We start from the raw sequence: 11,454 nt of genomic DNA, 5'->3' as shown, positions 1-11,454 counted from the left end.
TGAATCGCCCCGGCTTCTCTAGACACTTTTGAGCCGTTCGAAATATTGCTTTTCACACTCTACTGGCGATAGCCCATTGTTGAAACTGTGCCGACGCTTGGGGTTGTAAAACATTTCAATGTAATCGAACACATCCTGCCGGGCCTCCTCCCGATCTGCATAGGTTTTACGTCGGATCCGCTCGCGTTTGAGGAGTTGGAAGAAACTCTCCGCCACCGCGTTATCATGGCAATTGCCACGTCTGCTCATGCTGGCCTTGAGCCGGTGCTCCCGCAAAAAATCCTGCCAGTCATAGCTGCTAAACTGGCTCCCTTGGTCAGAATGAACCAGCACTTCCTGCTCGGGTCGCCGTCGCCACACTGCCATCAGTAACGCGCTGATGGCCAACTCTCGGTCGATCCGTGGCCCCATTGACCAACCAATGACTTGTCGTGAAAACAAATCCAATACCGCGGCCAGATAGAGCCAGCCTTCATGGGTTCGAATATAAGTGATGTCCGTTACCCAGACCTTATTTGGCTCAGTCACATCGAACTGGCGTTCAAGATGATTCGGTGCAACCACCGTTGGCCGGCCACCATAATGACCGGGACGGCGACGATAACCGGTTTGTGAACGCAAACCTTCATGACGCATTAATCGCGCCACCCGGTGTTTCCCACAGGTCTCGCCCATCTCTCGCAGGTCATCCCGGATCTTGCGATAGCCATAGACGCCCCCGCTTTCTAGCCAACATTGCTTGATCTGGCCCAGGAGGCGTTGGTCTTCAAGTGCGCGGGCAGATAAAGGCTGGTGCTGCCAGGCGTAATAACCGCTCGGGTGGACATTCATCATCCGACACAGTCGGCGGATGGGATGTGTGGACGCGTGCACCCGGATGAAGGCGTACCTTACCCTGACAGCTTGGCAAAGTACGCGGCGGCCTTTTTTAAGATATCTCGCTCATCGGTGACGCGGCGCAGTTCAGCCTTGAGGCGCCGAATTTCGGCTTGCTGGCTGGAGTCATGCTGTTGCTGCACGGCGGGCTGGCTGTAGCGCCTGATCCAGGCGTAAAGACTGTGGCTGGAAACACCAAGTCGCTCAGCGACCTCTGCCACTGGGTAATGGCGCTCAGTCACCTGCTTGACGGCGGCCAGTTTGAATTCTTCCGTGTAACGTTGCTGCTTGCTCATAACACCTCCTGATTGACCTCAGTTTGAGGCTCTTGAGGTGTCTAGGAAAGTAGGGGCGATTCACCCACAGCGGTAGCCAACCGATGAACATTAAATGGCGTCTCACTACTCCGATGCCGCCTTTTATGTGGAAAGAAGCGGCCAAATTGGCAGTTGGCTGAGCGACCCATCACAACAAGGCCCACCCACGGCGGGCCGCCTTCGTGTGGTCAGCAGGCAATCCGCTCGATGCGGCCACCGCTCAGTTTGAAGAAGGCATCCTGCGGCAGCTCCTGCAGCCAGATGGTGGTGTAGTCCAGATCCACATAGGCGCCGCGCAGCATGGCGCCAAAGAGACCGTGAGAAACCACGATGGCCTGCTCGGCAATCTGCTCGTCCTCAAGCCATTGCCGGGCCCGGCCTTGAATGCTCTCAAAGCTCTCGCCATGGGGGGCCCGCAGATACCAGTCCGGCTCCTCCAGATCCAGCTCGGGGTGGGCCGCCAGCAGCTCGGGCACCCGGCGACCCTCCCACTCCCCCATCCCCAGCTCCACCAGCCGCTCGTCCCAGATGATGCGCTCCTGGTCCAAGCCAAGCTGCTGACACACCCGCTCCGCCGTCTGCCGTGCCCGGCCGAGGGGGCTGGCGTAGATCGTCCAGTCGGTGGGCTCGGTCAGGAGCTTGGCCAGACGGGCCCCCATGGCGAGGGCCTGGGCTTCTCCCCTGGGGGTCAGCTCGGAGTTGCAACGCCCCTGCAACCGCAATTCGGCGTTGTAACGGGTCTGGCCATGGCGCAGCAAATAGAGGGTTCGAGACATGGTTTCTCCAGCAGAGTCAACGAGATAAGAAAACAGGGGGAAGATGATAACAGATGTACCAGGTCAACCAAGACCCGGAGGATGCAGGCTTGTGCTGACTCCTTGAGCGCATGGCCTGCGGCGATCGTGAAGGGGTGACAGGGGCTGTGCGCCTTATTGCACAGGCGCCTTGTGCGCATACCACACGCCTTCGCCACGGGCCCGCCAGCGCCGTGGCAAGCGCCCCATGCTCCCCTATCTTGTTGTTCAGACGGGATAAAATGGGGATGTGCCGGTTTATCGGTCACAGGATGGCGGCCAATGCCAGAAAAGACAGAGTTTTTGCTCTGATCCGGGGGCCATTTTGGTACGTATCTCTGGCTCACGACAGGGACGCCTGGTGTACAATCTGCCACCCGATTTCCCCTGACCCGGCCCAGGCTCAGGCCCTGATGTACCCCAGAGTAAATGAACGTGACCCCAACCCACCCCATGCTCGACAGTTATTACAGCCAGGATCTGGTGTTCTTCTCCATCCTGGTGGCGGTGCTCGCCTCCTACACGGCGCTGACCATGACCAGCCGGGTGAGCCAGAGCCGGGGACGGGCCGCCGTGCTCTGGCTCGCGGGGGGAGCCTTCGCCATGGGGCTCGGCATCTGGTCCATGCATTTTATCGGCATGCTCGCCTTCAACCTGCCCATCGCGCTGGGATACGATCTGACCCTCACCGGTCTCTCCCTGGTGGCGGCCATCGGTTCCTCGGCCTTTGCGCTCTGGCTGGTGAGTCGTCCCCAGCTCCCCTGGCACCAGATCCTGTTCGGGGCCGTGCTGATGGGTGCCGGCATCGCCACCATGCACTACATCGGCATGGCGGCCATGAAGATAACGCCCGGCATCCACTACCTGCCTGGGCTCTTCATCCTCTCCATCCTCATCGCGGTATTCGCCTCGGGTGCCGCGCTCTGGATAGCGTTTCGCCTGCGCAACAGCTCGCCTCGCGCCTTCTTCAGCAAGGCCCTCGCCTCCCTGGTGATGGGGGCGGCCATCATCGGCATGCACTACACCGGCATGGCGGCGGCCCAGTTCCCCGCAGAGAGCCTGTGCGGGGCCCTCTACACCGGCCTCAATACCCAGTGGCTGGCAACCGTGGTCATCATAGTGACCCTGGCGGTGTTCGCCATCGCCTTCGTGCTCTCCATGCTGGATGCCCACGCCGCCAGGCTCTCCACCTCCCTGCACCAGGCCCACGACGAGCTGCTCAAGCTGGCGCTCCATGACAGCCTGACCCGGCTGCCCAACCGGCTGCTGTTTGCCGACCGCCTGGAGCAGCGCATCCAGGAGTGTCAGCACAGCCAGCGCAGCTTCTCCCTGCTGTTTCTCGATCTCGACGGCTTCAAGATCATCAACGATGCCCACGGCCACCACACCGGGGATCTGCTGCTGGCCGAGGTGGCCCAACGCATCACCGGCCTGCTCGGTGCCAGCGACACCGCCTCGCGCTTTGGCGGGGACGAGTTCGTGCTGGCCCTGGCACCGGGGGATGTGAGCCAGACCACGGCCTTTGCAGAGCGGCTGCTGGCCACCCTGGCCCAGCCCTATGAGTGGGAACACCACAGCCTGCACATCACCGCCAGCATCGGCATTGCCGTCTATCCCCAGGATGGCACCAGCCTGCACGAGCTGACCCTCAACGCCGATGCCGCCATGTATTACGCCAAGGAGCAGGGGCGCAACGACTACTACTACTTCGACAGCGCCATGAACGCCAACGCCCACCAGCAGTTCCTGCTGCACAAGGAGCTGCAACATGCCCTGGAGCGGGGGGAGCTGGCCCTGCACTACCAGCCCAAATACTGTGCCCGCAGCGGCCAGGTGGTCGGCGCCGAGGCTCTGCTGCGCTGGCAGCACCCGGAGCATGGTGCCGTCTCGCCGGCCAGCTTCCTGCCGCTGGCGGAGAAGAGCAGGCTCATCATCCCCATCGGCAACTGGGTCATCGACGAGGCGTGCCGCCAGATGAGCGCCTGGCGGGCGGCGGGTCATCACGACTGGAGCGTGGCGGTCAATCTCTCCACCATCCAGCTCGCCAGCCCCGGGTTGCTGGAGGAGGTGCAGGGTGCCCTCGCCCGCCATCGGCTCGAGGCCCGTCACCTGACCCTGGAGATCACCGAATCCACCGCCATGCAGAAGGCCGAGGAGAGCCTCGCCATCCTCAACCGTCTGGCCGAGCTCGGCCTTGGCATCTCCATCGACGACTTCGGCACCGGCTACTCCAGCCTGCTCTACCTCAAGCGCTTCCCCGCCAACGAGCTCAAGATTGACCGGGGCTTTGTCACTACCCTGGAGCGGGGGGGCGATGATGCCACCATCATCGCCGCCATCATCGCCCTGGGTCAGGCCCTGGAGATGCGCATCGTGGCAGAGGGGGTGGAAACCCCGGAGCAGCGCGACCTGCTGACCGAGCTGGGCTGCGACACCTTGCAGGGCTACCTGCTCGGACGCCCCATGACCGGGGAGCAACTGCTTGTCCACTGCGCTCCCGAGACTCCCCAACGGGTGCAGGAAGGTGTGCTTGCCTGACAAGCAGGTGGGGCGCTGCGCCCGTGTCGCCAGGGTCATCACCAGCCCGATTGCGTCCCTTCACGACTCAAGGTAGTCTGCTGCAAGACTCGAATGCTCCTTTATCTTGCCGGGCGCATCGAGCGCCCCCCATGGCAGATCACCCGTTCAGAGGAGCCACATCCATGGCCAGATACCAGTTCTTCAGCGTCCCCGCCTCCCGCCGTCAGCAATATACCTATGTCGACATGGCCTCCCCCACCTTCCTCACGGAGAAGGAGGCGCTGCTGACGCAAGGGTTCGAGGTGGAAGAGGATTTCATCGACGCGGCCACTCCCCGCGAGGCAGTGGAGAAGTACAGATCCGGCTTTCTCTACGTGGCTGACGAGATAGGCAAGTCAGACGAGACCTATGCGGCGGCAACGGCCTTGCTGGAGATGGGCAAGAAGATCCTGGGCCGCAAGGCGGGCTGAGCAAGGCGGGCCGCCGGGACGATACCCCCGATGGCCCGCGGGCAGTCAGCGTTGGGGGTGCTGGCGGAGCATCTCCACCAGCTCCTCTTCACTGCCGGGTTCATGGGCAAGCTGCAGGCTGGGGGCGGCGCCCCCCATCAGCATATAAACGTGAGTGCTGCAGTGATCGTAGTGATACCACTTACCGTCGATACAGACGTCGGTATAGCATCTCGGGTCCCTCTTGAGTTCCATACGCACATCCTTATGTGTCATTCACCAACCTCACCCTTGACCGTAAAATAAGCGGCCTGAGTCCCCCTTGACCTGGATCAAGGGAGGTGACAGGCAGAAGCGGGCAGTGGCCGGATCTGGCCGGGGCCGGATGCCGCCAGCCCGGGTGACCTAGCCCGCCAACCGGCCCCAGCCAGGCAACAGCGCAACAAAAACGGCGCCCGAAGGCGCCGTTTTTCATGTCCGTCATTTGACCGACGGGGAACAAGCCGCTGGCTTATTCGTCTTCCAGGTAGGCGTAGCCTTGCAGACCCAGCTCCAGCTCGTCGAGCAGGGCCTTGCGGGTCTCGTCGTCCAGCGCCGGGTGGGAGACGATGCGCTGGTAGTTCTCGCGGATGACGGACGGGTCGATGTTGACGTAACGCAGCAACTGGTCGACGGTGTCGCCACGCACCACGTTGCGGATGTCCATCTTGCCTTCTTCATCCAGCCACACTTCCGCGCAGTGGGTGTCACCAAACAGGTTGTGCAGATCCCCCAGGATCTCCTGATAGGCACCCACCAGGAAGAAGCCGACGTGGCACTCTTCGTGCTCACCGTAGACCGGCATCGGCAGAGTGCTTTCCACCCCCAGACCGTCGACGTAGTGCTCCACCTGACCGTCGGAGTCGCAGGTGATGTCCATCAGGATGCCGCGGCGGGTGAGCGGACGCTCGAGGCCGGCCAGCGGCATCACCGGGAACACCTGACCGATGCCCCAGGCATCCGGCAGGGACTGGAACAGGGAGAAGTTGGCAAAGCACTTGTCAGCCAGTTTCTCGGAGAGCTCGTCGGCCAGGGCGCGGTGGTTGCGGTTGACTGGGTTCAGCAGTTCCTTGAGCGCCAGACAGGTGTTCTGGTGCAGCATCTCGGCCCAGGCGCGTTGCTCCAGGTTCAAGAGGCCCATGGTGTACTGGGCGTTGACGTCACCGAGATCCGCCACGGAGTCGTGGAAAATCTCCAGCAGGGAGGGATCTTCCCCGCGCAGGTCCAGCCAGCCTTTCCACATGTTCTGCAAGATGGTGGGCGCGTCTTCGTCCGGGGCGCTGATGTCGTTCACCTCCACCCCTTCGGCACCAATGATGTTGGTGACCAGCACGGCGTGGTGCGCAGTCAGGGCACGGCCGGACTCGCTGATGATGGTCGGGTGCGGCAGGTCGAACTCGCGGCACACATCGCCGATGCCCCAGACCACATTGTTGGCGTACTCGGAGAGGCTGTAGTTCGCGGAGCAGTGGCTCTGGGAACGGGTGCCCTCGTAGTCCACACCCAGGCCGCCGCCCACGTCCACCACCTCGACCTTGGCGCCAAGACGGCACAGCTCGGCGTAGAAGCGGCCGCACTCGCGGATGCCGCCCTGGATGTCGCGGATGTTGGCGATCTGGGAGCCCAGGTGGAAGTGCAGCAGTTGCAGGCAGTCCAGCTTGCCGAGGCTGCGCAGACGCTCCACCAGCGCCAGGATCTGGGAGGCAGAGAGACCGAACTTGGACATGGAACCGCCGCTCGATTCCCACATGCCGGAGCCGGTGGACGCCAGACGGGCGCGCACCCCGATGTTGGGCTTGATGTTGAGACGAGCTGACTCGTCGAGCACCATTTCCAGCTCGGAGGGCTTCTCCACCACGATGTAGACCTTGTGGCCCATCAGGTTGCCCAGGAGGGCGTGGCGGATGTATTCGCGGTCCTTGTAACCGTTGCAGACGATCACGGACCCTTGCTCATGATGATGGGACAGCACGGCCAGCAACTCGGGCTTGGAGCCCGCTTCCAGCCCAAGCCTCGGCTTGTCGCTGTAGGACTGACTGATGGTCTCGATGACGCGGCGCTGCTGGTTTACCTTGATCGGGTAAACGCACAGGTAATCCCCTTCATAGCCTGACTTTTCGATGGCCTGACCGAAGGCGTTGAACAGCGCATCGACCCGGCTCTTGAGGATGTCGGGGAAACGCAGCAACACCGGCGTGGTCAGCCCGGACTGGCGCAGTTGCTCGATGGCCTCGGACAGCACGATCTGAGCCTCGGGGCGAGACTTGTCGGGAGAGACGGTCACATGACCGGCGTCATTGATATTGAAAAAACCCGCACCCCAGTAGGGAACGTTGTAGACCTTCAAGGAGTCCTTGCTGGACCAGTTAGTCATGGGCTATGCCTCGCAAATGAGCGGCCGTGGGCCGCCTTCGTTACCCTCAATCACATCCAGACCATTGATTGCAAAATGCGGCAAGCCAGAGCGGCCTGCTGACGTTGGACCCGCAACGGAGCATGCTCCGCCACATCCTGTTCATTGCACATCGCGGCAAGCCAAGGCTGCCTGGTGGATCTTGGGAAGTAACGAGTCTTGATGTGGGGCTGGTGGCTTTACATCAAGCTCAACGGTATGCGGTAACACCTTGCCGGCGTACCGCGGTACTTTGATGACAATCGGCATCAGCCACGCCGTTTGTTCATCATTCGGCAGCCATCCCGACGGACAGGAGAGGGTTTCAAGGAAGAGAAGGGAAGACGTCAGCACGCATCGTGTTGATGGACGACAACCACTACGACCCGCTCAACGCCAGTGACCGCCCATGACAAGGGAGATGATGAGCCCGAAGCCCACTCGGTCAGCTGAAAGATGAGAGTCCGTTGTTCTCCCTGATACCGGAGCCTAACCGGTATTAAAGAAACCATTCCCCAGCAGTGTCTGTCGTTTCTGCGTGCCTCGCCCTATAGGCGTCATGATCCTGCGGGTCTGGCGGACACGGCCTGCGCAGGGTTGCCCTTGGATCGGCGCGGAGTGTACACACTTACCGCAGCCAGTGACAATAAAAAATCGTGTTAAAAAACGGGTTTTCATCGGGGGGCAAAATCTCGCTGCCAGCAAGGCGGGCTCTGGGATGGCGGGGGATGGGAGTGCGTGGGCGAGGCGATGAAAATAACCAACACGTCACGCATTTGGGGTCACCCCTTGCCAGCGCTGGGCCAAGGGGAAATTCAGCTTTTTCGCAATTGCTTAACCAGTTTTTATTTTGGAATTTTTATGCAAGGTGCCGAGCGATGATCCCTGCCCCTCCCCCTCGATGGCCCTCCTCTCCCCCACAAAGTCATCAAAAACTGCGCTGACGCAATAAGCGGCGCCGCCGTCTTGGCCACAATGACTCCTCTTTCGTGACCCGAGGCTTGCCCATGAACACCCTGCTTTCGCGCTTTCTCCACTACCTCACCTTTCATACCCGTTCCGATGCGACCAATCCTGCCTGCCCCAGCAGCGAGGGACAGCGCCTCTTCGCCCGGGCCCTGTGCGACGAAATGACGCAGATGGGGCTGAGCCAGGTCACCCTGGACGAGCATGGCTACCTCACCGCCTGCCTGCCGGGCAACCAGCCGGATGCCCCCGCCATCGGGCTCATCGCCCACATGGACACCGCCGATTACGAGGCCGAATGCGTCGTCCCCCAGATAGTCGAGCACTATCAGGGGGGTGATATCTGCCTTGGCAAAGGGGACGAGGTGCTGGCCATCCGCCAGTACCGCTTCCTGAAAAACTACCTGGGGCAGGATCTCATCACCACCGACGGCACCACCCTGCTGGGGGCCGACGACAAGGCGGGCATCGCCGAGATCCTCACCGCCGTGGAATACCTGCAAGCTCACCCCGAGATCCCCCGTGGCGATGTCTGGGTCGGCTTTACCCCGGACGAGGAGATAGGGCGCGGTGCCGACCGCTTCCCGCTGGACCGCTTCCCGGCCAAGTGGGCCTACACGGTGGATGGCGGCGAGCTCGGCGAGCTCGAATGCGAGAACTTCAACGCCGCCAGCGCCACGGTGCGCATCACAGGCAACAACGTCCACCCCGGCACCGCCAAGGGCAGCATGATCAACAGCCAGACCCTGGCCGCCCGCTTCCATGCCGCCATGCCCGCCGAACAGACCCCGGAGTGCACCCAGGGGTATGAGGGTTTCTTCCACCTGGCCCGGATGGAGGGCACGGTGGAGGAGACCACCCTGCACTACCTCATCCGCGACTTCGACGATGACTGCTTCGCCGCCCGCAAGGCCCAGCTCAAGGAGCGGGTCGCCTCCCTGCAACTGGACGCACCCAAGGCGCGCATCACCCTGGAAATAGTGGACAACTACCGCAACATGCGCAGCCAGATAGCGCCCCATCCCCACATCGTCGAGCTGGCCAAAGCCGCCATGGAGGCCGCCGACGTGGTGCCCAAGATCAAACCCATTCGCGGCGGCACCGACGGCGCCCGGCTCTCCTTCATGGGGCTGCCCTGCCCGAACCTGTTCACCGGCGGCCACAACTTCCACGGCAAGCACGAGTTCATCCCCCTGCAATCCATGGAAAAAGCGGTCGCCACCCTGGTGGCGCTGGTGCGCCTCACCTCTGCCTGGCGGGCAGAGTAAGGGGGCAAGGACGGGGCTCGCCCCGTCATCAAACCGTCACCCAACCGACACACGAAAGGCACGCAGGGGCGTCAAGCTGGGGCAAAGTTCAGCGGAGCCTTGCCCATGTTCGACGTCGATACCCTGTTGGGGCAGCACCTGCCCCACCTCGCCAGCCATCCCCTCCTCCGTCCCCTGATGAGGCAGGGGCTGCGCTGGTTGCTGCATGAGGAGGCCTTCACCCGCTTTGCCGCGCGCCATCCCCACCTGCGCGGTCTGGACTTCGTCGAGCAGGCCCTCACCGAGCTCCACTTCGACTACCGGGTGAGCGAGGCCGAGCTCGAGCACATTCCCGCCAGCGGCCGGGTCATTCTTGTCGCCAACCACCCCATCGGCTCCCTGGACGGGCTGGCCCTGCTGCGCCTCATCGGGCGCATCCGCCCCGACGTCAAGATAGTGGCCAACCAGGTGCTGGCCCAGCTCGCACCGCTGCGCCCTTTGCTATTGCCGGTGGACAACCTGGGGGGCAAGACCGACAGGCAGGCCATCCTCGCCATGAACGAACACCTCGCCGCCGACGGGGCCCTGGTTATCTTCCCCGCAGGCGAGGTCTCCCGCCTCGGCCCCAAGGGGGTGAAGGATGGCCCCTGGCAGGCCGGCTTCATCAAGCTGGCCCAGCGCAGCCGAACGCCCCTGGTGCCCATTCACCTGGGAGGGCGCAACAGCCTCTGGTTCTATCTCGCCTCCTGGCTCAACAAGCCCGCCTCCGCCCTGCTGCTGGTACGCCAGCTGTTTCGCCAGCAGGGGCAGACGCTGCCGGTGACCATAGGGGCGCGCATTCCCCTCGCCAGTTTTCAGGAGCTGCCGGCCAAGACGGCGGCCAGGCTGGTGCGCGGCCACCTCTACCGAATCGCTCGGGGCAAGGCGGGACGGTTGCAGACCGAGGCACCCATCGCCCTGCCGGAGGATCGCCGCCTGCTGAAACAGGCCATCGACGGGTGCGAACTGCTCGGCCAGACCCCGGACGGCCAGCGCATCCTGCTCTATCGTCGCCACGAGCAGAGCCACTCGGTGATCCTGCGCGAGCTGGGGCGCCTGCGGGAGATCGCCTTTCGGGCGGTGGGGGAAGGCTCGGGCAAGCGGCGGGATCTCGATGCCTTCGACGATGACTATCACCACCTCATCCTCTGGGATCCCGCCCGCCTCGACATCATCGGCGCCTACCGTTTCGCCCCGGTGGCCGAACGGCTGGCCAGCAAGGGGCTGGATGGCCTCTACAGCCACACCCTGTTCGGCTTCGAAGAGAAGCTGCTGCCCCGGCTGGAACAGGCCATCGAGCTTGGCCGCAGCTTCATCCAGCCCGCCTACTGGGGCAAGCGGGGGCTCGATTACCTCTGGTTCGGCATCGGGGCCTATCTGGCCCGCTATCCCCAATACCGCTACCTGTTCGGGCCCGTCACCCTCTCCGGCAGCCTGCCGCCGGCGGCCAAGGATCTGCTGGTGAGCTTCTATCGCCAGCACTTCGCCCCCGCCCTTGCCCTCGCCCCTTCCCGCCGCCCCTATCCCGCCACGCCGACGCTGTTCGAGGGGCGCGATTACGGGGACGACCTCAAGGTGCTCAAGGCCGGGCTCGACAACCTGGGCTGCGCCATTCCCACCCTCTACAAGCAGTACGCCGAGCTGTGCGAGCCGGGGGGCGTGCAGTTCATGGACTTTGGCATCGACCCGGACTTCAACCACTGCATCGACGGCCTGGTGTGGGTGGACGTGAGCCGCATCAAGCCCCACAAGCGGGCCCGCTATATCGGCCTCCCCGCCGGGGAAGGGCTGGCCACCTCTGGCGACCGTTGACCG

At 63.0% G+C, this 11,454-nt stretch carries 8 protein-coding genes; 4 read left to right on the top strand and 4 right to left on the bottom strand.

The window, feature by feature from the left end; translation table 11 throughout:
* Nucleotides 1–18: 18 nt before the first annotated feature.
* Nucleotides 19–1,172 (bottom strand): IS3-like element ISAeca4 family transposase gene (locus AB5Y80_RS15180; protein WP_139739419.1). Its coding sequence is split into 2 segments (ribosomal slippage): nucleotides 19–935 and nucleotides 935–1,172, totalling 1,155 coding nucleotides; the frame shifts between segments, so codons are not numbered across the junction.
* A gap of 209 nt (nucleotides 1,173–1,381) precedes the next feature.
* Entirely contained in the window at nucleotides 1,382–1,969 is a 588-nt protein-coding gene (locus tag AB5Y80_RS15175) for a histidine phosphatase family protein (protein WP_368173147.1), read from the bottom strand.
* 447 nt (nucleotides 1,970–2,416) lie between these two features.
* Here AB5Y80_RS15175 and AB5Y80_RS15170 point away from each other — a divergent pair, with 447 nt between their 5' ends.
* Nucleotides 2,417–4,525, top strand: coding sequence for a putative bifunctional diguanylate cyclase/phosphodiesterase (locus AB5Y80_RS15170; RefSeq protein WP_368173146.1), 2,109 nt, complete (start codon nucleotides 2,417–2,419; stop codon nucleotides 4,523–4,525).
* A 164-nt stretch (nucleotides 4,526–4,689) separates the two neighbouring features.
* A complete protein-coding gene (locus tag AB5Y80_RS15165) occupies nucleotides 4,690–4,977 on the top strand; it encodes a hypothetical protein (protein WP_042882535.1) in 288 nt (95 codons plus the stop codon).
* A gap of 45 nt (nucleotides 4,978–5,022) precedes the next feature.
* Here the strand turns inward: AB5Y80_RS15165 and AB5Y80_RS15160 are convergent, their stop codons facing one another.
* Nucleotides 5,023–5,211 carry a hypothetical protein gene (locus AB5Y80_RS15160; RefSeq protein WP_010674183.1) on the bottom strand — a complete coding sequence of 63 codons (189 nt, stop codon included), beginning with the start codon at nucleotides 5,209–5,211 and terminating at the stop codon, nucleotides 5,023–5,025.
* Between the two features lie 256 nt (nucleotides 5,212–5,467).
* Nucleotides 5,468–7,369: a biosynthetic arginine decarboxylase gene (gene speA, locus AB5Y80_RS15155; protein ID WP_042882536.1), complete on the bottom strand. Its 1,902-nt coding sequence runs from the start codon at nucleotides 7,367–7,369 to the stop codon at nucleotides 5,468–5,470.
* A gap of 1,025 nt (nucleotides 7,370–8,394) precedes the next feature.
* Between speA and pepT the strand changes: the two genes are divergently transcribed.
* Entirely contained in the window at nucleotides 8,395–9,621 is a 1,227-nt protein-coding gene (gene pepT, locus AB5Y80_RS15150) for a peptidase T (RefSeq protein ID WP_323917819.1), read from the top strand.
* A 105-nt stretch (nucleotides 9,622–9,726) separates the two neighbouring features.
* Complete coding sequence (locus AB5Y80_RS15145) at nucleotides 9,727–11,451, top strand: lysophospholipid acyltransferase family protein (protein ID WP_368173145.1); 1,725 nt, start codon at nucleotides 9,727–9,729, stop codon at nucleotides 11,449–11,451.
* Nucleotides 11,452–11,454: the final 3 nt, after the last annotated feature.

This window comes from Aeromonas sp. R2-1 (genome assembly GCF_040908425.1).
Lineage (GTDB): Bacteria > Pseudomonadota > Gammaproteobacteria > Enterobacterales > Aeromonadaceae > Aeromonas > Aeromonas caviae.
The sequence above is the reverse complement of the archived record's forward strand: the minus strand, read 5'-3'. Positions and strand labels throughout refer to the sequence as shown.

What these genes read in the sequence shown, in the direction of transcription:
- AB5Y80_RS15175 (WP_368173147.1), bottom strand. Translation starts at nt 1,969, where the DNA reads ATGTCTCGAACCCTCTATTTGCTGCGCCATGGCCAGACCCGTTACAAC.
- speA (WP_042882536.1), bottom strand. Translation starts at nt 7,369, where the DNA reads ATGACTAACTGGTCCAGCAAGGACTCCTTGAAGGTCTACAACGTTCCC.
- AB5Y80_RS15170 (WP_368173146.1), top strand. Translation starts at nt 2,417, where the DNA reads ATGAACGTGACCCCAACCCACCCCATGCTCGACAGTTATTACAGCCAG.
- pepT (WP_323917819.1), top strand. Translation starts at nt 8,395, where the DNA reads ATGAACACCCTGCTTTCGCGCTTTCTCCACTACCTCACCTTTCATACC.
- AB5Y80_RS15165 (WP_042882535.1), top strand. Translation starts at nt 4,690, where the DNA reads ATGGCCAGATACCAGTTCTTCAGCGTCCCCGCCTCCCGCCGTCAGCAA.
- AB5Y80_RS15160 (WP_010674183.1), bottom strand. Translation starts at nt 5,211, where the DNA reads ATGGAACTCAAGAGGGACCCGAGATGCTATACCGACGTCTGTATCGAC.
- AB5Y80_RS15145 (WP_368173145.1), top strand. Translation starts at nt 9,727, where the DNA reads ATGTTCGACGTCGATACCCTGTTGGGGCAGCACCTGCCCCACCTCGCC.